Source organism: Streptomyces koelreuteriae (assembly GCF_018604545.1).
In the GTDB taxonomy this organism is placed as follows: Bacteria; Actinomycetota; Actinomycetes; order Streptomycetales; family Streptomycetaceae; genus Streptomyces; species Streptomyces koelreuteriae.
The window spans coordinates 3,334,913-3,354,227 of record NZ_CP075896.1; the positions used below are offsets into that span (position 1 = coordinate 3,334,913).

Below are 19,315 nucleotides of genomic sequence, written 5' to 3' on the forward strand. Positions count from 1 at the left end.
ACCCCTTACAGCTTCATCAGGCTGGCGTCGTCGACCGAGGCCGAGTGACGGGCACGGAACAGGGACACGATGATCGCGAGCCCGACCACGACCTCGGCGGCGGCGACGACCATCGTGAAGAACGCGATGATCTGGCCGTCGAGGTTGCCGTGCATCCGGGAGAAGGCGACGAACGCGAGGTTGCAGGCGTTGAGCATGAGCTCGATGCACATGAACACGACGATCGCGTTGCGCCTGATCAGCACGCCGGTGGCGCCGATCGTGAACAAAAGGGCCGCGAGATAGAGGTAGTTGACGGGGTTCACTTCGACGCCTCCTCGGACCGCTTGAACTTCGCCGGCCCGATCGCCCCGCGCTCCAGACGGTCCTCGGCCCGCTGCTCCAGGGCCTTCAGGTCGTTGAGCGCCTCCTGCGACACGTCGCGGATCTGGCCGCGCTCGCGCAGCGTCTTGCTGACCGTGAGCTCGGAGGGTGTGCCGTCGGGGAGCAGGCCCGCGATGTCGACCGCGTTGTGCCGGGCGTACACACCGGGCGCCGGCAGGGGTGGCAGTTGCGTGCCCGCGCGGACGCGCTCCTCGGAGAGCTCCCGCTGTGTCTTGGCCCGCTCGGTGCGCTCGCGGTGGGTGAGCACCATGGCGCCGACGGCGGCCGTGATGAGCAGGGCGCCGGTGATCTCGAACGCGAAGACGTACTTGGTGAAGATGAGGGCGGCGATGCCCTCCACATTGCCTTCGGCGTTCGCCTGGCCGATGCCGTTGAACTCCGTGAGCGAGGCGTTGCCGATGCCGCCGATCAGCAGGACGCCGAAGCCGAGACCGCACAGCAGGGCCAGCCAGCGCTGGCCCTTGATGGTCTCCTTCAGGGAGTCCGCCGCGGTCACGCCGACGAGCATCACCACGAACAGGAACAGCATCATGATCGCGCCGGTGTAGACGACGATCTGCACGACGCCCAGGAAGTAGGCGCCGTTGGCGAGGTAGAACACCGCCAGGATGATCATGGTCCCGGCGAGGCAGAGCGCGCTGTGCACGGCCCTCTTCATGAGGATGGTGCACAGGGCGCCGATCACCGCGATCGTGCCGAGGATCCAGAACTGGACGGCTTCTCCGGTGGAGGTGGAGTAGGCGGCGAGCTGGGCGGTCATCGGCCGATCACCTTCTTCGACGCCGGCTCGGTGTCGCCGAAGGTGGAGTCGGACTCCTGCACGACCTCGCCCTTGGAGTGGGCGACCTGCTGCTCCGTGCCGGGCGCGGCCTCGGTGACCAGGCCCCGGTAGTAGTCCTGTTCGTCCGTCCCCGGGTAGATGGCGTGGGGCGAGTCGACCATGCCGTCCTCGAGACCGGCGAGCAACTGCTCCTTGGTGTAGATGAGGTTGGCGCGGCTGGAGTCGGCCAGCTCGAACTCGTTCGTCATCGTGAGCGCGCGAGTGGGGCACGCCTCGATGCACAGGCCGCACAGGATGCAGCGGGCGTAGTTGATCTGGTAGACGCGGCCGTACCGCTCGCCCGGCGAGTAGCGCTCCTCGTCGGTGTTGTCGGCGCCCTCCACATAGATGGCGTCGGCGGGGCAGGCCCACGCGCACAGTTCACAGCCGACGCACTTCTCCAGGCCGTCCGGATGGCGGTTGAGCTGATGCCGTCCGTGGAAGCGCGGAGCCGTGGTCTTCTGCTGCTCCGGGTACTGCTCGGTCAGCCGCTTCTTGAACATGGCCTTGAAGGTCACGCCGAAACCGGCCACCGGGTTCTGGAAACCGGGCTTGGTGTCCTTCGGTTCCTCAGCCATCGGACGCCTCCTTTCCATCCGTAGATCCGCCCAGAGATTCGTCACTCTGAGTATCGGGCCCACCACTGACAATCAGCTCCCGCTCACGGCGCGAGCGGCGCCTGGGAGCCGGCGGAAGCTCCTGTCCGGGCAGCGGCGGCACGGGGAATCCGCCCGCCATCGGGTCGAAGGCCGCCGGGGCCTCGGCCGGCCGCTCGGCCTGCTTGGACTTCTCGCGGAACATGTCGACGACGAAGGAGAGCACCAGCAGGGCCAGCACGCCGCCGCCGACGTAGAGCACGATGTCGGCGAAGTCGTAGTTCTCGTTGCGCAGGGCGCGCACGGTGGCGACGAGCATCAGCCACACCAGCGAGACCGGGATGAGGACCTTCCAGCCGAGCTTCATCAGCTGGTCGTAGCGGACGCGAGGGAGCGTGCCGCGGATCCAGATGAACATGAACAGCAGCAGCTGGACCTTGACGGTGAACCAGAGCATCGGCCACCAGCCGTGGTTCGCGCCCTCCCAGAAGGTGCTGATCGGCCAGGGGGCCCGCCAGCCGCCGAGGAACAGCGTGGCGGCGACGGCCGAGACGGTCACCATGTTGACGTACTCGGCGAGCATGAACATCGCGAACTTGATCGACGAGTACTCGGTGTTGAAGCCGCCGACCAGGTCGCCCTCGGACTCCGGCATGTCGAAGGGGGCGCGGTTGGTCTCGCCGACCATGGTGACGATGTAGAGGATGAAGGAGAGCGGCAGCAGCAGGATGTACCAGCGGTCGGCCTGCTGCTCGACGATCGTCGAGGTCGACATCGACCCCGAGTAGAGGAACACGGAGGCGAAGGCGGCGCCCATCGCGATCTCGTAGGAGATCATCTGCGCGCAGGAGCGCAGGCCGCCCAGCAGCGGGTACGTCGAGCCGGAGCTCCAGCCCGCGAGGACGATGCCGTAGATGCCGACCGAGGCGACCGCGAGGATGTAGAGCATCGCGATCGGCAGGTCGGTGAGCTGCATCGTGGTGCGGTGGCCGAAGATCGAGATCTCGTTGCCGGCCGGGCCGAAGGGGATCACCGCGATCGCCATGAAGGCCGGGATGGCCGCGATGATCGGCGCGAGGACGTAGACCGCCTTGTCCGCGCGCTTGACGATCACGTCCTCCTTGAGCATGAGCTTGATGCCGTCGGCGAGCGACTGCAACATGCCCCACGGGCCGTGCCGGTTGGGGCCGACGCGCAGCTGCATCCAGGCGACGACCTTGCGCTCCATCACGATGGAGATCAGCACGGTCACCATCAGGAAGGCGAAGCAGAACACCGCCTTGATGACGACCAGCCACCAGGGGTCGCGGCCGAACATCGAGAGGTCTTCAGCGGCGAGAAGGTACGGGCTCATGCCTCCACCTCCTTGGGGGCCTCGCCGGCGAGCGTCGCCGGGCCGATGCGGACGAGGGAGCCGGGCCGCGCCCCGGTGTCGGAGGCGACGCCGCCACCGCTGGAGTTCAGCGGCAGCCACACCACCCGGTCGGGCATCTCACTGATCTGGAGCGGGAGTTCCACGACACCCTGGGGGCCGGTCACGGCGAGGAGGTCGCCGTCCTTGACGCCCGCCTCGGCGGCCGTCGCGGCCGACACACGCGCGCGTGCGGCGTGCCGGGTTCCGGCGAGTGCCTCGTCGCCCTGCTGGAGGAGGCCCTGGTCGAGCAGCAGCCGGTGCCCGGCGAGGACGGCCTCGCCGACGGCCGGGCGGGGCAGCGCGGCCGCGGTCTCCAGGGGTTCGCCGGCCCGCGGGCCGTCCCAGGCGCCGAGCCGGTCGATCTCCGCGCGTACGGTGCGCAGATCCGGAAGTCCGAGGTGGACGTCCATGGCGTCGGCCAGCATCTGCAGCACGCGCGCGTCGGTCGGCGCGAGGCGGCGGGTCATCTGGTCGGGCTTGAGCGCGGCCTCGAAGAAGCGGACCCGGCCTTCCCAGTTGAGGAAGGTGCCGGCCTTCTCGGCGACCGCTCCCACGGGCAGGACGACATCGGCCTCGCGGCTGATCTCGCTGGGCCGCAGTTCGAGGGAGACCAGGAAGCCGACCTCGTCGAGCGCCTCACGCGCGCGTGCCGGGTCGGGCAGGTCGGCGATCTCCACACCCGCGACCAGCAGGGCCTGCAGCTCGCCGGTCGCGGCGGCCTCGACGATCTGGCCGGTGTCGCGGCCGTAGCGGTGCGGGAGGCCGGCCACGCCCCAGACGCCGGCGACCTCGTCACGCGCGCGTGGGTCGGTGGCCGGGCGTCCGCCCGGCAGCAGCGACGGCAGCGCGCCCGCCTCGATCGCGCCGCGTTCCCCGGCCCGGCGCGGGATCCACACCAGCCGGGCGCCGGTGGCGGTCGCGGCGCGCATGGCGGCGGTGAGTCCGCCGGCCACCGCGGCCAGCCGCTCGCCGACGACGATCACGGCGCCCTCGGCGCGCAGCGCCTCGGCGGCCGCGGCACCGTCGTCCTCCAGGCCGGCGCCGCTGCCGAGCGCGTCCAGCCACTCGGTCTCGGTGCCGGGAGCCGCCGGCAGCAGTGTGCCCCCGGCCTTCTCCAGACCGCGGGTGGCGTATGTGGCCAGCGAGAAGACCCGCTGTCCGTGCCCCCGCCAGGCCTTGCGCAGCCGCAGGAAGACGCCGGGTGCCTCCTCCTCCGCCTCGAACCCGACCAGCAGGACGGCGGGCGCCTTCTCCAGTGCGGTGTACGTGACGCCCGTACCGTCGAGGTCCCGGCCGCGCCCGGCGACCTGGGCGGCGAGGAAGTCGGCCTCCTCGGCGCTGTGCACGCGCGCGCGGAAGTCGATGTCGTTGGTGTCGAGCGCCACGCGCGCGAACTTGCTGTACGCGTAGGCGTCCTCGATGGTGAGCCGGCCACCGGTCAGGACACCGGTGCGGCCCCGGGAGGCCAGCAGCCCCTGGGCCGCGATCTGCAGCGCCTCGGGCCAGGAGGCGGGCTCCAGCTCGCCCTCGGCATTGCGCACGAGCGGCGTCTGAAGCCGGTCGCGCTGCTGCGCGTACCGGAACCCGAACCGCCCCTTGTCGCAGATCCACTCCTCGTTGACCTCGGGGTCGTCGGCGGCGAGCCGCCGCATGACCTTGCCACGCCGGTGGTCGGTGCGCGTGGCGCAGCCGCCGGAGCAGTGCTCGCAGACCGACGGGGAGGAGACCAGGTCGAAGGGGCGGGAGCGGAATCGGTACGCCGCCGAGGTCAGCGCGCCGACCGGGCAGATCTGGATGGTGTTGCCGGAGAAGTACGACTCGAACGGGTCGCCCTCACCGGTGCCGACCTGTTGGAGCGCGCCCCGCTCGACCAGCTCGATCATCGGGTCGCCCGCGATCTGGTTGGAGAACCGGGTGCAGCGGGCGCACAGCACGCAGCGCTCACGGTCGAGGAGCACCTGCGTGGAGATCGGCACGGGCTTCTCGTACGTGCGCTTGCGGCCCTCGAAGCGGGACTCGGCGTCTCCGTGCGACATGGCCTGGTTCTGCAGCGGGCACTCGCCGCCCTTGTCGCAGACCGGGCAGTCCAGCGGGTGGTTGATGAGCAGGAGCTCCATCACACCCTTCTGGGCCTTCTCAGCGACCGGCGAGGTGAGGTGGGTCTTGACCACCATCCCGTCGGTGCAGGTGATGGTGCAGGACGCCATGGGCTTGCGCTGGCCCTCGACCTCGACGATGCACTGGCGGCAGGCGCCGGCCGGATCGAGGAGCGGGTGGTCGCAGAACCGGGGGATCTCGATGCCGAGCTGTTCGGCGGCCCGGATGACCAGGGTGCCCTTGGGCACGCTGATCTCGGCGCCGTCGATCGTCAGCGACACGAGGTCCTCCGGCGGGACCGCCGCCTCTCCCCCGCCGGAGGGAGAGCTGGTGGTCACGGTCATGCGTTCACCTCCGTGCGGTCGGCCCAGGCCGTCGACCTGGCCGGGTCGAAGGGGCAGCCCCGGCCCGTGATGTGCTGCTCGTACTCCTCGCGGAAGTACTTGAGCGAGGAGAAGATCGGCGAGGCGGCGCCGTCGCCGAGGGCGCAGAAGGACTTGCCGTTGATGTTGTCGGCGATGTCGTTCAGCTTGTCGAGGTCGGACATCCGTCCCTTGCCGGCCTCGATGTCGCGCAGCAACTGCACGAGCCAGTACGTGCCTTCGCGGCAGGGCGTGCACTTGCCGCAGGACTCGTGGGCGTAGAACTCGGTCCAGCGCGTGACGGCCCGCACCACGCAGGTCGTCTCGTCGAAGCACTGGAGAGCTTTTGTGCCGAGCATGGAACCCGCAGCGCCCACTCCTTCGTAATCAAGAGGGACGTCGAGATGCTCGTCGGTGAACATCGGGGTCGAGGAGCCCCCCGGCGTCCAGAACTTGAGGCGGTGCCCGGGGCGCATGCCGCCGCTCATGTCGAGGAGCTGGCGGAGCGTGATCCCGAGCGGCGCCTCGTACTGACCGGGGCCCGCGACATGGCCGGACAGGGAGTAGAGCGTGAAGCCTGGCGACTTCTCGCTCCCCATCGACCGGAACCAGTCTTTGCCCCGGCTCATGATCGCGGGAACCGACGCGATGGACTCGACGTTATTCACCACAGTCGGGCACGCGTAGAGGCCCGCGACAGCAGGGAAGGGAGGACGAAGCCGCGGTTGACCCCGGCGGCCTTCGAGCGAGTCCAGCAGTGCGGTCTCCTCACCGCAGATGTACGCGCCCGCGCCCGCGTGCACGGTGATGTCGAGGTCGAGTCCGCTGCCCTGGATGTTCTCGCCCAGGAAGCCCGCCTCGTACGCCTCGCGTACGGCGGAGTGCAACCGCCGCAGCACTGGGACGACTTCACCACGCAGATAGATGAAGGCATGCGAAGACCTGATGGCATAACACGCGATGATCATGCCCTCGATGAGGCTATGTGGGTTCGCGAAGAGGAGCGGGATGTCCTTGCACGTCCCCGGCTCCGACTCGTCGGCGTTGACAACTAGATAGTGCGGCTTTCCATCCCCCTGGGGAATGAACTGCCACTTCATCCCCGTCGGGAATCCCGCGCCGCCGCGCCCGCGCAGACCGGACTCCTTGACGTACGCGATCACGTCGTCCGGCGACATGGCGAGCGCCTTGCGCAGCCCCTCGTACCCCTCGTGCCTTCGGTACACGTCCAGCGTCCAGGACTTGTCCTCGTCCCAGAAGGCCGACAGCACCGGTGCGAGCAGCTTCTCGGGGCTCATGTCTTTCAGCTCGGGTGCCAAGGTCATCACTCCCCCTCCTCGGCGGCGGGCCCGGCCGGGTGGGCCGGGTCGGAGGCCGACGTGTCCTGCGGCGCGTCGTGCGAGCTCAAGTGCTCCGTCGGTGACGGGTCGTGGGGTGTCCCGGTCCGGGCCGCCTCACCGCGCGGATGCACCACGCGTGCCGGTGCGGCCTCCCCCTTGGCGAGCTTCAGGCCGACGAGGGAGGCGTGTCCCGCGCTTCCTCCGGACTCGACGGCCCCGTCCCGCTCGTCGGGGAAACCGGCCAGGACCCGGGCGGTCTCCTTGAAGGTGCACAGCGGCGCACCGCGCGTGGGCGTGACCGGCCGTCCCGCGCGCAGGTCGTCGACGAGGCGCTTGGCGCTGCCCGGGGTCTGGTTGTCGAAGAACTCCCAGTTGACCATCACGACCGGAGCGAAGTCACAGGCCGCGTTGCACTCGATGTGCTCCAGGGTGACCTTGCCGTCGTCGGTGGTCTCGCCGTTGCCGACGCCGAGGTGCTCCTGGAGCTCCTCGAAGATCGCGTCCCCGCCCATGACCGCGCACAGGGTGTTGGTGCACACCCCGACCTGGTAGTCACCGCTCGGCCGGCGCCGGTACATGGAGTAGAAGGTGGCGACGGCGGTGACCTCGGCCGTGGTCAGGCCGAGGGTGTCCGCGCAGAACCGCATTCCCGTGCGCGTGACGTGTCCCTCCTCCGACTGCACGAGGTGCAGCAGGGGCAGGAGGGCGGACCGGGAGTCCGGGTAGCGGGCGATGACCTCGCGCGCGTCCGTCTCCAGACGGGCTCGGACGTCGTCCGGGTAGGCGGGCGCGGGCAGTTCGGGCATGCCCAGGCTGACGCCCCGCTCGGAAGAAGAGGTGGTCACCGGTCGACGCCTCCCATCACGGGGTCGATGGACGCGACGGCGACGATGACGTCGGCGACTTGGCCGCCCTCGCACATCGCCGCCATGGCCTGCAGATTGGTGAAGGACGGGTCGCGGAAGTGGACCCGGTAGGGGCGGGTGCCGCCGTCGGACACGACGTGCACCCCGAGTTCGCCCTTGGGCGACTCGACCGCCGCGTACGCCTGTCCCGGCGGGACGCGGAAGCCCTCGGTCACCAGCTTGAAGTGGTGGATCAGGGCCTCCATGGAGGTGCCCATGATCTTCTTGATGTGGTCGAGGGAGTTGCCGAGGCCGTCGGGCCCGAGGGCGAGCTGAGCGGGCCAGGCGATCTTCTTGTCGGCGACCATGACCGGGCCGGGCTGGAGCCGGTCCAGGCACTGCTCGACGATCCGGAGCGACTGACGCATCTCCTCCAGCCGGATGAGGAACCGGCCGTAGGAGTCGCAGGTGTCGGCGGTCGGGACGTCGAAGTCGTACGTCTCGTAGCCGCAGTACGGCTGGGTCTTGCGCAGGTCGTGCGGCAGGCCGGTGGAGCGCAGGATGGGGCCCGTCGCGCCGAGGGCCATGCAGCCGGCCAGGTCCAGATAGCCGACGTCCTGCATACGGGCCTTGAAGATGGGGTTCCCGGTGGCGAGCTTGTCGTACTCCGGGAGGTTCTTCTTCATCTTCTTCACGAACTCGCGGATGTGGTCCACCGCGCCGGGCGGCAGGTCCTGGGCGAGTCCGCCGGGGCGGATGTACGCGTGGTTCATCCGCAGGCCGGTGATCAGCTCGAAGATATCGAGAATGAGTTCACGATCACGAAATCCGTAGATCATGACCGTGGTGGCGCCGAGCTCCATGCCGCCGGTGGCGATGCACACCAGGTGGGACGACAGCCGGTTCAGCTCCATCAGGAGCACCCGGATGATCGAGGCCCGGTCCGGGATCTGGTCCTCGATGCCGAGGAGCTTCTCGACGCCGAGGCAGTACGCCGTCTCGTTGAAGAACGGCGTCAGGTAGTCCATGCGCGTCACGAACGTCGTGCCCTGCGTCCACGTCCGGTACTCGAGGTTCTTCTCGATGCCGGTGTGCAGGTAGCCGATGCCGCAGCGGGCCTCGGTGACGGTCTCGCCCTCGATCTCCAGGATCAGGCGGAGCACACCGTGGGTGGAGGGGTGCTGCGGGCCCATGTTGACGACGATGCGCTCGTCGTCGGCGCGGGCCGCCGACTCGACGACCTCGTCCCAGTCGCCGCCGGTGACGGTGTAGACGGTGCCCTCGGTGGTCTCGCGAGGGGAGGCGTGCGAAGTGCTCATGAGTACGACCTCCGCTGGTCCGGAGCCGGGATCTGGGCGCCCTTGTACTCGACGGGGATGCCGCCGAGGGGGTAGTCCTTGCGCTGCGGGAAGCCCTGCCAGTCGTCCGGCATCATGATCCGCGTCAGGGCCGGGTGACCGTCGAAGACGATGCCGAAGAAGTCGTACGTCTCGCGCTCGTGCCAGTCGTTCGTCGGATAGACGGAGAACAGCGACGGGATGTGCGGGTCGCTGTCGGGCGCGCTGACCTCCAGGCGGATCAGCCGATTGTGGGTGATCGAGCGCAGGTGGTAGACGGCGTGCAGCTCGCGGCCCTTGTCGTTCGGGTAGTGGACACCGCTGACTCCGGTACAGAGCTCGAAGCGCAGGGCCGGGTCGTCGCGCAGGGTGCGGGCGACGCGGAGCAGGTGCTCGCGCTCGATGTGGAAGGTCAGCTCGTCGCGGTCGACGACCGTCTTCTCGATGGCGTTCTCCGGGAGCAGTCCCTGTTCCTCCAGGGCTCCCTCCAGCTCGTCGGCGACCTCGTCGAACCAGCCGCCGTAGGGGCGGTTCGCCGGGCCCGGGAGCCGGACCGAGCGGACCAGGCCGCCGTAGCCGGAGGTGTCGCCGCCGTTGCTCGCGCCGAACATGCCGCGCTGGACGCGGATCTCCTCGCCGCCCTGGCCGCGCTGGCCGGGGAGGTTGGAGGCCGACAGGTCCTTCTCGGGGTTGGCGCCGCCCGTGCCGTTCGCGTCGCTCATCGCAGCAGCCCCTTCATCTCGATGGTGGGCAGGGCCTTGAGCGCCGCCTCCTCCGCCTCGCGGGCCGCCTCCTCGGCGTTCACGCCGAGCTTGGAGGTCTGGATCTTCTGGTGGAGCTTGAGGATGGCGTCCATCAGCATCTCCGGCCGTGGCGGGCAGCCGGGGAGGTAGATGTCGACCGGCACGATGTGGTCGACGCCCTGGACGATGGCGTAGTTGTTGAACATGCCGCCCGAGGAGGCGCAGACCCCCATGGAGATCACCCACTTGGGGTTCGGCATCTGGTCGTAGACCTGCCTGAGCACCGGCGCCATCTTCTGGCTGACCCGGCCGGCGACGATCATCAGGTCCGCCTGGCGGGGCGAGCCCCGGAAGACCTCCATACCGAAGCGCGCCAGGTCGTAGCGGCCGGCGCCGGTGGTCATCATCTCGATGGCACAGCAGGCGAGGCCGAACGTGGCGGGAAAGACGGACGACTTGCGCACCCAGCCCGCGGCCTGCTCGACGGTGGTCAGCAGGAAGCCGCTCGGCAGCTTTTCTTCGAGTCCCATGACAAAAGGCCCCTCAGTCCCATTCCAGGCCGCCGCGCCGCCATACGTACGCGTACGCGACGAAGACGGTGAGCACGAAGAGCAGCATCTCCACGAGCCCGAAGATCCCCAGGGCGTCGAAGGTGACGGCCCAGGGGTAGAGGAAGACGATCTCGATATCGAAAATGATGAAGAGCATCGCCGTCAGGTAGTACTTGATGGGGAAGCGCCCGCCGCCGGCCGGCGTGGGGGTCGGCTCGATCCCGCACTCGTAGGCCTCGAGCTTGGCCCGGTTGTACCGCTTCGGCCCGATCAACGTGGCCATGACCACGGAGAAGATCGCAAAGCCTGCCCCGAGGGCTCCCAGTACGAGGATGGGCGCATACGCGTTCACCGCTCCTCGCTCCTCTCAGTCGGCACTGACTGCTGGCGGTTTGCATCGGGCTCACTTCCGCCCCGTCCGTCCCTCGAACCCCGCCCGCCCCGGCGAAGATCGGGAACATGTGAAGCAGGTCACAAGCCCAACCGCGTGCATCTTATGCCTGTCGCTCTGTGATCTGCGACACGGGGTATTGCACAAGCTTTGTGATCTCCACCACCTGACGAAGGATCATGAAGTCGGATGAGCGGTGATCTTCACACGCGAAGCGTCCGGGCGATCACCAGACGTGACATTTTGCCTAGTCAGCGCAGGCCAGGAGGTCCGTCTCAATATCAAGAGGGTTCCCTTGCATGCAAATTGGCGATGGACTGGATCTCTTGATAGAGGCCGCGTTCACACATCAGAGGGCATGTGGAGCGGGATGTGGACGCGTGCACGCGTTCACGATCTTCGCGAGCCCGTGACCGGGTCGTGATCTACGGCGCGCGACGCGAGCGCCGGGGCTACCGTTCCGTGACCTCCATCACACCGATGAGAGATCCATGAGAACGGGGCTTGGCCAATCAATCCAACCGGTGGTAGGTGCGGGGCAATTCGGGCGTATTGATCAAAGACCGTGATCACAGCCTGGTCTCGGTGCGCCCGCAATGTCCGTTACGGCGTCAATAAAGGGGCTCGAGAGGGGGTTTTGAGGGCTCGATTGAACAACTGTGGCGCAGCACACGTTTCTTGAAGATATGAAGGAGCCCCTGGTACCGGTTGTTCCCATGTCCCACACCGCTCACATACGCAGCCACCGGAAACCCCGCCGCAGTGCGACCTCGACGATCGCCGTGCGTGCCGGAGTCACCGGTGGCATCCTCAGCCTGGCAGCGGCGGGTGCGTCGGCCTCGGCGAGCGCCGCCGAGCCGGTGACGCAGACCATCGAACTGCCCACCCTGACGGCCGACATGGCCACTCAGGTCGCCCAGTCCGCGGCCGCCACGCAGCAGGCGGCCGCGAACTACGAGCTGCGCGCCGAGCGTGACGCCGCCGCCGCCAAGGCCGCCACCGAGGCCAAGAAGGACCTCGCCGAGGCGAAGAAGAAGGCGGAGGCCAAGAAGAAGGCCGCCGAGGAAGCCCGCAAGGCCGCCGCCGAGCGCGCCACGCGCAGCGCCGAGCGCGCCACCCTCTCCGCTTCCGCCTCCGCGTCGGCCTCCACCTCGACGACCGCGCCTGCCAGCGGCAGCGTCGCGACCGTCATCGCCTTCCTCAAGGCACAGGTCGGCGACGCCTACGTCATGGGCGCCACCGGTCCCAGCGCCTGGGACTGCTCCTCCCTCGTGCAGGCCGCGTACAAGCAGGTTGGTGTGGATCTGCCGCGCGTCTCGCAGGACCAGTCGATGTCCGGCACGGACGTGCCGCTGTCCGACGTCCAGGTCGGCGACATCCTGTACTGGGGTGGCAAGGGCTCCGCGTACCACGTGGGTGTCTACATCGGCGACGGCCAGTACCTGGACGCGGCCAACCCGTCCAAGGGCGTCGTCATCCAGGACCTGTCGGGCTACCCGGCGTCGGGCGCGGTCCGCGTCCTCTGAGTCCTCCGATCTCACGCGTACGGGCTTGAGGGCCGCTGCCTCCCGGAGGCGGCGGCCCTCCCCCGTTGGCGTGCGTGCCCTCTCCTGCCGCCCTGACGGCGTTCTCCCGGCCTGTCCGGGCGCGGAGGCCTCCCGCCCCCGAAACCGGCCGAGCCGGTCTCAGGGGTGCCCCGAGTGGCTTCTGGGGCCTTCTCCCGTGTGGCCGGGCTGTGTGTGGAGCGGCCGCGGGGCGTCTGCCGTCATGAGTGCCCCTCAGCGGACACGGCATTCACAGGAGAGACGATGCGCCTCGCGGACGGGGCCGGGCTCGTGGCGAACCAGGTCGGCGAGCCGGTCGTGGTCGAGGGAACGGGTACTTCGCGCGCTGCCTCGCCCACGAAACCGACCACTGCGCCGGGCGGCTCTGTCTCGACCGGCTCTCCGAGTGAGTGCCTGATCCGGCAGCGCCCCGGGCGGGGGTCAGGCCTTCGGGGCCACCTTGCTCAGGCCGTTGATGATGCGGTCCATCGCGTCGCCGCCGGTCGGGTCCGTGAGGTTCGCGAGGAGCTTCAGCGTGAACTTCATCAGCATCGGGTGCGTGAGGCCGCGCTGGGTGGCGATCTGCATGACCTTCGGGTTGCCGATGAGCTTCACGAAGGCGCGGCCGAGCGTGTAGTAGCCGCCGTAGGTGTCCTTGAGGACGCGCGGGTAGCGCTGGAGCGCCAGTTCGCGGCGGGCCGGGGTGGAGCGGGCGTGGGCCTGGACGATGACGTCGGCGGCGATCTGGCCGGACTCCATGGCGTAGGCGATGCCCTCGCCGTTGAAGGGGTTCACCAGGCCGCCGGCGTCGCCGACGAGCAGCAGGCCCTTGGTGTAGTGCGGCTGGCGGTTGAAGGCCATGGGCAGGGCGGCGCCGCGGATCGGGCCGGTCATGTTGTCGGGGGTGTAGCCCCAGTCCTCCGGCATGGACGCGCACCAGGCCTTCAGGACCTCGCGCCAGTCCAGCTCCTTGAAGGAGTCGGAGGTGTTGAGCACGCCCAGGCCGACGTTGGAGGTGCCGTCGCCCATGCCGAAGATCCAGCCGTAGCCGGGCAGGAGCCGGTCCTCGCCCGGGCCGCGGCGGTCCCAGAGCTCCAGCCAGGACTCCAGGTAGTCGTCCTCGTGGCGGGGGCTCTCGAAGTACGTCCGTACGGCCACGCCCATCGGGCGGTCCTCGCGGCGGTGCAGGCCCATCGCGAGGGAGAGGCGCGTGGAGTTGCCGTCGGCGGCGACGACGAGCGGCGCGTGGAAGGTGACTTCGCGCTTCTCCTCACCGAGCTTGGCGTGCACACCGGTGATCCGGCCGGTGCGGTCGTCGATGACCGGGGCGCCGACGTTGCAGCGCTCGAACAGCCGGGCGCCCGCCTTCTGGGCCTGCCGGGCGAGCTGGTCGTCGAAATCGTCGCGCTTGCGGACGAGGCCGTAGTCGGGGAAGGAGGCGAGATCCGGCCAGTCGAGCTGGAGGCGCACTCCGCCGCCGATGATCCGCAGGCCCTTATTGCGCAGCCAGCCGGCCTCTTCCGAGATGTCGATGCCCATCGCCACGAGCTGTTTGACGGCGCGCGGGGTGAGGCCGTCGCCGCAGACCTTCTCGCGCGGGAACGCGGTCTTCTCCAGCAGGAGGACGTCGAGTCCCGCCTTGGCGAGGTGGTAGGCGGTCGTGGAGCCGGCCGGCCCCGCGCCCACGACGATCACATCGGCGGTGTTCTCGGAGAGAGGCTCGGTCACGACGGTCACGGCGGGATCTCCCCAAGCTTCGGAATCTGTGTGCCGGCCGGCACAGGACATGGGCAGTCTATGCAGCGGTATCGATCACCTGCCGAAGGGATGCCTCCGTGAACCCGGCCCTCCCCGCTGTGCGACTGCGCGTGCCCACCCACGAGGACGCGTTCGCCTGGCACCGGATCTTCGACGACCCGGACGTCATGGAGTTCCACGGCGGAAAGGCCGCCGAACTGTCGGTCTACGAGGAGCTCACCGCCCGCCAGCGCCGGCACGACGCCGAGCGCGGCTACTGCCTGTGGACCCTGCTGGACGCGTCCGGTCAGGTCGTCGGCTTCACCGGGGCCCAGCCCTGGGAGCGGGACTGGGGGCCGAGGGGGGAGATCGAGATCGGCTGGCGCCTGGCCCGGGAGCACTGGGGCAAGGGGTACGTCACCGCGGCCGCGCGGCAGACGCTGGAGCGGATGCGGACGGCGGGTGTACCGGGCGTGGTGGCGATGGTCGACGCCCGCAACAGCCGGTCCATCGCGGTCACCCGGCGGCTGGGAATGCGCCTCGCCGAGACGTTCACGACGTCGGCCTCGGACCGCGCGGGGCACTGCTACCGGCTCGACCTCTGAGACGACGACATCACACTGCGTAGTCGACTGTCACAGAAAGACATCCGTCGCTTCCGGCCGGTACGGGGCCGGAGTTACCCTTCCTGTACCGCTGGGGGTGACATCTGTGCAGATATCCCGCAAAGCACCCGAAGTGCGCGTACCGCGTCTGGTGGGTCTGATGGCCGTGGACGCGCGCGAGACGGCCCGGGCGCGGGGCCTGTTCCTCAACGCGCCGGACCGGCCCGACTTCCATCTCGCCGTCGTCGACTACGTCGTACGCCAGTACCCGCAGCCCGAGGCCGAGGTGCCGCGGGACTCGATGGTCTACGTCTGGTTCGACTTCGGCCCCGGCGAGGGCGGCGGGGGCGTGCACGAGCCGCGGATCCCGAGACCGCCCAGGGGCGGGCTGCAACGGGAGCTGGACGAGCCGGGCGACCCGTACATGGTGCTCAGCTCCCCGTAGCCGGCGGCTCCCCGGAGGGGTTCAGCTCTCCTTGAAGCCCCGGTGCAGGGCGACGATCCCGCCGCTCAGGTTGCGCCAGGCCACCCGCGACCAGCCGGCCTTGCCCAGCCGTTCGGCCAGCGCGGGCTGGTCGGGCCAGGCGCGGATGGACTCGGCGAGGTAGACGTAGGCGTCGGGGCTGGAGGACACGGCCCGGGCGACCGGCGGCAGGGCGCGCATCAGGTACTCGGTGTAGACCGTGCGGAACGGCGCCCACGTCGGGTGCGAGAACTCGCAGATCACGATCCGCCCGCCGGGCCGGGTCACGCGCTGCATCTCCCGCAGGGCCGCGTCCGTGTCCTGCACGTTGCGCAGCCCGAAGGAGATGGTGACGGCGTCGAAGGTGTCGTCCTTGAAGGGGAGCCGCGTGGCGTCGCCGGCGGTGTAGGGCAGCCAGGGCCGGCGCTGCTTGCCGACCTGGAGCATGCCCTGGGAGAAGTCGCAGGGGACGACGTAGGCACCGGTCTGCGCGAAGGGCAGTGAGGAGGTGCCGGTGCCCGCCGCCAGGTCGAGGACCTTCTGGGCGGGGCGTGCGTCGACCGCCTTGGCGACCTCCTTGCGCCATCGCCGGTCCTGGCCGAGGGACAGCACGTCGTTGGTCAGGTCGTACCGTTCCGCCACGTCGTCGAACATCGAGGCGACTTCGTGCGGCTGCTTGTCCAGGGATGCGCGGGTCACGCGCCCATTCTTGCAGCACCCGATCAGGGAAGGAGCCTCGGCTTCTTCCGTGCCGCCACGTCCTCCACCCACCCGCACAGCAGCACGAACACCGCGATCAGCACCCAGCCCACCCCGAACATGAACCACTGGCTGTCCAGGGGCAGGTACGCCTCGAAGGCCGGCACGTCCCAGAACCGGTCGATCAGAGGCACGGCGAGGATCAGGGCGATCTCGTGCCAGAGGTAGAGGGTGACGGCCCGGGCGTTGAAGACGGTCACGAGCCGGTCCAGCCGCCGGAACCGGGCGAGTCCCGCGAAGTCGGTCCGGAAGCGGGCCTTGGCGTACATCAGCAGCGTCACGAACCCGGCCGACCAGAAGGCCTGCGCGAGCGGGTTCTCGTCGAGGTCGTACGTGCCGTACTCGGCCTGGTGCGCGAGGGCGTACCAGCCGCCGTACGCGAGGGCGGCCGACGCGAGCGGGAGCAGCGCGGCGGGCTTCAGCCGGGCCAGGACGCCGTCGTGGTGCGCGAAGCCGAGGAGCCAGCAGAACAGGAACGTCGCCAGGTCCCACAGCGCGGCGCCGAGCCGGTCGTCCGGCGGCTGCCATACGAACTGGAAGGCCAGGACCGGCCCCAGGGACAGCAGCAGCACCGGGACGGGAGCGAGCCGGAAGAGCCGCAGCAGGAGCGGGGAGAGGAGCACGAACCACAGATACGTCCGCAGGTACCAGAGGATCTCCCAGGCCTGCTCGCCCCAGGCATTGCCCGGCGGGTCGCCGAGCGGCACCACCCAGTAGACGATCTGCCAGCCGGGCATCCAGCCGTGCACCAGCATCGCGCCGGCCACGAACACGCCCCAGAACCAGAAGGGCGGCAGCAGCCGACGGAAGCGGCTCCTGATCACGGTGAGCGCGGGGCGCTCAAGGGACCTCGCCATGAGAGTGCCGGCCAGGGCGAACATGACCCCCATGGAGGGGAAGACCAGCCCCGCCCAGGCCCAGCCGAAGGTGTGGTAGGTGACAACGCGGACGAGCGCGACCGCGCGAAGGGTGTCGAAGTAGCGGTCCCGCGCCGGGCGGGCGACGGCCTCCGGGAGCTCCCGCTCGGCCGTCCTGCTGTGCGCCCCCATCAGCCCGCCCCCGCCGGGGTGCCGACCTCGCCGGTCCGCTTCAGCTTCTGCCAGCGCAGCCGGCCGCCGGTCAGGGCGGTGACGCAGGAGTGGATGAGGACGAGGTACATCATCTGCCGGTAGGCGAGCTGTTGGAGCGGCATCATCAGCAGATAGCGGTACTTCTCGCGGTCCAGGCGGAAGGCGTACGCCGCGCACACGAGCTGGACGCCGAGCACCGCGAGCCACGCCAGCAGCGCCGCCTTGAAGTCGATGAAGATCATCGAGTAGGCCGTGAACACGTCGATGAGCGGGGCGAAGACCGGCGTGACGATCTGGAACAGCACCACCAGCGGCATGCCGACCCGCCCGAAACGCCCCGAAGGTCCCTTGTCCGTGAGCGACTTGCGGTGCTTCCACAGCGCCTGCATCGTGCCGTAGGACCAGCGGTAGCGCTGGGACCACAGCTGCTTGAGGGAGCCCGGCGCCTCGGTCCACGCGCGCGCGTGCTCCTGGTAGACGACCCGCCAGCCCGCGCGGTGCATCGCGATGGTGATGTCGGTGTCCTCGGCGAGGGTGTCCTCGCTCATGCCGCCGACCTGGAGCACCGCCTCGCGGCGGAACGCGCCGATCGCGCCGGGGATGGTCGGCATGCAGCGCAGCAGGTCGTACATGCGCCGGTCGAGGTTGAAGCCCATCACGTACTCGATGTGCTGCCAGGCGCCGATGACGGTGGTGCGGTTGCCGACCTTGGCGTTGCCCGCGATCGCGCCGACCTCCGGGTCGGCGAAGGGCTGGACGAGCTGCCGTACGGTGTCCGGCTCGAAGACGGTGTCGCCGTCCATCATCACGACGATGTCGTAAGCCGCGTTCCGTACACCGTTGTTGAGGGCGGCCGGCTTGCCCGCGTTGGCCTGGCGGATGACGCGCACGTTGGGCATGCCGAGGGACTCGGCGATCTCGGCCGTGCCGTCCGTGGAGCCGTCGTCCACGACGATGATCTCGATCGGGTGCGTGCTCTGCGCCAGCGAGGCGAGGGTGTTGGCGATGCACTCCTTCTCGTTGTACGCCGGGACGATCACGCTCACCGGCCGGGTGACCGTCGGGCCCCAGCTGAAGCGGCGTCTGTTGCGCAGGCGGTAGTGGCGGCGGGCCAGGACGAGCATCATCCCGAAGCGGCCGATGACGGCCACGCCGACCACCAGCAGGCCGACGGACAGCGTCGGCACGGCCCACTCGGCGACCGCCACGGCGGCGACCAGGGCCTTGCCCTCGTAGAGGATCGCGCCGGTGGCCTCACGGTGGGCGGCCTGGAGCGTGCTCGCGGTGCCCTGAGGGCCGTTCGCGGTGCCCTGAGAACCGTCCGCCGTGCCCTGGGGTCCTCCGGCTCCGGGCTGCTGCCCCGTGCCACGCCCCTGTTCCATGACGCCGCTGATGGTGGTGAAGGTGTACCCCTTCGCCCGCATCTTCTCGATGTACTGCGGCAGCGCCTTGATCGTCTGGGAGCGCTCGCCGCCCGCGTCGTGGAAGAGGACCGACGCGCCCTTGTTCTTCTTCGGCGTGGCCCACTGGACGATCTTCGAGACGCCCGGCCGCTTCCAGTCGTCGCTGTCGGTGTCGACGAAGACGCTGGTGTAGCCGTCCTCGCCGAGCTTCTTGTAGACGGGCCAGCTGTAGTTGTCGATGGCGTCCGTCTCCGAGGAGTACGGCGCCCGGAACAGGGTGGTCGTGATGCCGGCCGCGCCCGCCAGCGCGAGCTGGGTCTGCTCCATCTCGCGCCGGACCCGGGCGTCGCTCTGGTACGACAGGTCGACGTGCGTGAAGGTGTGGATGCCCACCTCGTGGCCCTGCTCGACCATGTCCTCGACGATGCCCGGGTAGCGCGACACCATCGAGCCGACCAGGAAGAACGTGGCGGGCACGTCGTACTTCTCGAGGATCGCCAGCACCTGGGGCGTCCAGGTCGGGTTGGGTCCGTCGTCGAAGGTGAGCGCGATCGTCTTGTCGGGGACGGAGACGGTCGTGGCCTGTCCGCCGCGGAAGGTGACGATGGGCCCGCCGTCCAGGACGTCGTCCGGTACGTCGCTGGAGCTGGCCCCGGTGCGCACGCGCTGGTCGCCGCCGACCTCGGCGCGCAGATAGCCGTCGAGGAGCATCACGCAGATCAGCGCGAGCAGGAGCAGCAGGGCGAGGATGACGCGCGGCTTCTGCAGCGCGGCGGCCTTGCCGGCGGCCCGCTCCATCCGGGAGGGGGCGCGGCGGCGGCCGCGGGAGGGGGTGGTCGTGGTCATACGGCGGC

19 protein-coding genes are annotated in these 19,315 nt (G+C 69.5%); 4 read left to right on the plus strand and 15 right to left on the minus strand.

The window, feature by feature from the left end; all coding sequences use genetic code 11:
• Positions 1 to 5: 5 nt before the first annotated feature.
• Genes nuoK through KJK29_RS14790 form a run of 11 tightly spaced genes read right to left on the minus strand, consistent with a single transcriptional unit; the run spans position 6 to position 10,841 of the window.
• Positions 6 to 305 carry an NADH-quinone oxidoreductase subunit NuoK gene (gene nuoK, locus KJK29_RS14740; protein WP_003992252.1) on the minus strand — a complete coding sequence of 100 codons (300 nt, stop codon included), beginning with the start codon at positions 303 to 305 and terminating at the stop codon, positions 6 to 8.
• Positions 302 to 1,144, minus strand: coding sequence for an NADH-quinone oxidoreductase subunit J (locus tag KJK29_RS14745; RefSeq protein ID WP_215119573.1), 843 nt, complete (start codon positions 1,142 to 1,144; stop codon positions 302 to 304). The genes nuoK and KJK29_RS14745 overlap by 4 nt, the downstream gene beginning before the upstream one ends.
• Positions 1,141 to 1,782 (minus strand): NADH-quinone oxidoreductase subunit NuoI, encoded by a 642-nt coding sequence (gene nuoI / locus KJK29_RS14750; protein WP_215119574.1) that lies wholly within the window; start codon positions 1,780 to 1,782, stop codon positions 1,141 to 1,143. Before nuoI ends, KJK29_RS14745 begins: the two co-directional genes overlap by 4 nt.
• Positions 1,775 to 3,154: an NADH-quinone oxidoreductase subunit NuoH gene (gene nuoH / locus KJK29_RS14755; RefSeq protein ID WP_215119575.1), complete on the minus strand. Its 1,380-nt coding sequence runs from the start codon at positions 3,152 to 3,154 to the stop codon at positions 1,775 to 1,777. Before nuoH ends, nuoI begins: the two co-directional genes overlap by 8 nt.
• A complete protein-coding gene (locus KJK29_RS14760; RefSeq protein ID WP_215119576.1) occupies positions 3,151 to 5,655 on the minus strand; it encodes an NADH-quinone oxidoreductase subunit G in 2,505 nt (834 codons plus the stop codon). Before KJK29_RS14760 ends, nuoH begins: the two co-directional genes overlap by 4 nt.
• The gene (nuoF, locus tag KJK29_RS14765) at positions 5,652 to 6,998 is read right to left on the minus strand and encodes an NADH-quinone oxidoreductase subunit NuoF (protein WP_267944395.1); all 1,347 of its coding nucleotides are present in this window, start codon (positions 6,996 to 6,998) and stop codon (positions 5,652 to 5,654) included. Before nuoF ends, KJK29_RS14760 begins: the two co-directional genes overlap by 4 nt.
• Complete coding sequence (gene nuoE / locus KJK29_RS14770) at positions 6,998 to 7,858, minus strand: NADH-quinone oxidoreductase subunit NuoE (protein WP_215119577.1); 861 nt, start codon at positions 7,856 to 7,858, stop codon at positions 6,998 to 7,000. The genes nuoF and nuoE overlap by 1 nt, the downstream gene beginning before the upstream one ends.
• A complete protein-coding gene (locus tag KJK29_RS14775; RefSeq protein WP_215119578.1) occupies positions 7,855 to 9,177 on the minus strand; it encodes an NADH-quinone oxidoreductase subunit D in 1,323 nt (440 codons plus the stop codon). Before KJK29_RS14775 ends, nuoE begins: the two co-directional genes overlap by 4 nt.
• Entirely contained in the window at positions 9,174 to 9,917 is a 744-nt protein-coding gene (locus KJK29_RS14780) for an NADH-quinone oxidoreductase subunit C (RefSeq protein ID WP_215119581.1), read from the minus strand. Before KJK29_RS14780 ends, KJK29_RS14775 begins: the two co-directional genes overlap by 4 nt.
• Entirely contained in the window at positions 9,914 to 10,468 is a 555-nt protein-coding gene (locus KJK29_RS14785) for a NuoB/complex I 20 kDa subunit family protein (RefSeq protein ID WP_010041554.1), read from the minus strand. Before KJK29_RS14785 ends, KJK29_RS14780 begins: the two co-directional genes overlap by 4 nt.
• A 13-nt stretch (positions 10,469 to 10,481) precedes the next feature.
• Positions 10,482 to 10,841 (minus strand): NADH-quinone oxidoreductase subunit A, encoded by a 360-nt coding sequence (locus KJK29_RS14790; protein WP_003974383.1) that lies wholly within the window; start codon positions 10,839 to 10,841, stop codon positions 10,482 to 10,484.
• Between the two features lie 725 nt (positions 10,842 to 11,566).
• On the opposite strand from KJK29_RS14790, the gene KJK29_RS14795 reads away from it, so the two are divergent.
• Together KJK29_RS14795 and KJK29_RS39370 are read left to right on the plus strand one after the other, a co-directional pair.
• Positions 11,567 to 12,406, plus strand: coding sequence for a C40 family peptidase (locus KJK29_RS14795; RefSeq protein WP_215119583.1), 840 nt, complete (start codon positions 11,567 to 11,569; stop codon positions 12,404 to 12,406).
• Between the two features lie 245 nt (positions 12,407 to 12,651).
• Positions 12,652 to 12,834: a peptide deformylase gene (locus tag KJK29_RS39370; RefSeq protein WP_370869138.1), complete on the plus strand. Its 183-nt coding sequence runs from the start codon at positions 12,652 to 12,654 to the stop codon at positions 12,832 to 12,834.
• Between the two features lie 31 nt (positions 12,835 to 12,865).
• Here KJK29_RS39370 and KJK29_RS14805 read toward each other — a convergent pair whose 3' ends face one another.
• Positions 12,866 to 14,161: a geranylgeranyl reductase family protein gene (locus tag KJK29_RS14805; protein ID WP_251057803.1), complete on the minus strand. Its 1,296-nt coding sequence runs from the start codon at positions 14,159 to 14,161 to the stop codon at positions 12,866 to 12,868.
• Between the two features lie 98 nt (positions 14,162 to 14,259).
• Between KJK29_RS14805 and KJK29_RS14810 the strand changes: the two genes are divergently transcribed.
• Together KJK29_RS14810 and KJK29_RS14815 are read left to right on the plus strand one after the other, a co-directional pair.
• Positions 14,260 to 14,766 carry a GNAT family N-acetyltransferase gene (locus tag KJK29_RS14810; protein WP_215119584.1) on the plus strand — a complete coding sequence of 169 codons (507 nt, stop codon included), beginning with the start codon at positions 14,260 to 14,262 and terminating at the stop codon, positions 14,764 to 14,766.
• 133 nt (positions 14,767 to 14,899) lie between these two features.
• Positions 14,900 to 15,211 carry a PASTA domain-containing protein gene (locus KJK29_RS14815; RefSeq protein WP_189728562.1) on the plus strand — a complete coding sequence of 104 codons (312 nt, stop codon included), beginning with the start codon at positions 14,900 to 14,902 and terminating at the stop codon, positions 15,209 to 15,211.
• A 21-nt stretch (positions 15,212 to 15,232) separates the two neighbouring features.
• Here the strand turns inward: KJK29_RS14815 and KJK29_RS14820 are convergent, their stop codons facing one another.
• From KJK29_RS14820 to KJK29_RS14830, 3 genes are read right to left on the minus strand one after another with little or no spacing between them, the layout of a single operon-like run.
• Positions 15,233 to 15,928, minus strand: coding sequence for a demethylmenaquinone methyltransferase (locus tag KJK29_RS14820; protein WP_215119586.1), 696 nt, complete (start codon positions 15,926 to 15,928; stop codon positions 15,233 to 15,235).
• A gap of 23 nt (positions 15,929 to 15,951) precedes the next feature.
• Complete coding sequence (locus KJK29_RS14825; RefSeq protein ID WP_215119588.1) at positions 15,952 to 17,037, minus strand: acyltransferase family protein; 1,086 nt, start codon at positions 17,035 to 17,037, stop codon at positions 15,952 to 15,954.
• The gene (locus tag KJK29_RS14830; RefSeq protein ID WP_215119590.1) at positions 17,037 to 19,307 is read right to left on the minus strand and encodes a bifunctional polysaccharide deacetylase/glycosyltransferase family 2 protein; all 2,271 of its coding nucleotides are present in this window, start codon (positions 19,305 to 19,307) and stop codon (positions 17,037 to 17,039) included. Before KJK29_RS14830 ends, KJK29_RS14825 begins: the two co-directional genes overlap by 1 nt.
• Positions 19,308 to 19,315: the final 8 nt, after the last annotated feature.

Excerpts from the sequence above, each read along its gene's own strand:
- KJK29_RS14795 (WP_215119583.1), top strand. The coding sequence starts at position 11,567 with ATGAAGGAGCCCCTGGTACCGGTTGTTCCCATGTCCCACACCGCTCAC.
- KJK29_RS14745 (WP_215119573.1), bottom strand. The coding sequence starts at position 1,144 with ATGACCGCCCAGCTCGCCGCCTACTCCACCTCCACCGGAGAAGCCGTC.
- nuoF (WP_267944395.1), bottom strand. The coding sequence starts at position 6,998 with ATGACCTTGGCACCCGAGCTGAAAGACATGAGCCCCGAGAAGCTGCTC.
- nuoI (WP_215119574.1), bottom strand. The coding sequence starts at position 1,782 with ATGGCTGAGGAACCGAAGGACACCAAGCCCGGTTTCCAGAACCCGGTG.
- KJK29_RS14785 (WP_010041554.1), bottom strand. The coding sequence starts at position 10,468 with ATGGGACTCGAAGAAAAGCTGCCGAGCGGCTTCCTGCTGACCACCGTC.
- nuoH (WP_215119575.1), bottom strand. The coding sequence starts at position 3,154 with ATGAGCCCGTACCTTCTCGCCGCTGAAGACCTCTCGATGTTCGGCCGC.
- KJK29_RS14825 (WP_215119588.1), bottom strand. The coding sequence starts at position 17,037 with ATGGGGGCGCACAGCAGGACGGCCGAGCGGGAGCTCCCGGAGGCCGTC.
- KJK29_RS14780 (WP_215119581.1), bottom strand. The coding sequence starts at position 9,917 with ATGAGCGACGCGAACGGCACGGGCGGCGCCAACCCCGAGAAGGACCTG.
- KJK29_RS14775 (WP_215119578.1), bottom strand. The coding sequence starts at position 9,177 with ATGAGCACTTCGCACGCCTCCCCTCGCGAGACCACCGAGGGCACCGTC.
- KJK29_RS14830 (WP_215119590.1), bottom strand. The coding sequence starts at position 19,307 with ATGACCACGACCACCCCCTCCCGCGGCCGCCGCCGCGCCCCCTCCCGG.
- KJK29_RS14760 (WP_215119576.1), bottom strand. The coding sequence starts at position 5,655 with ATGACCGTGACCACCAGCTCTCCCTCCGGCGGGGGAGAGGCGGCGGTC.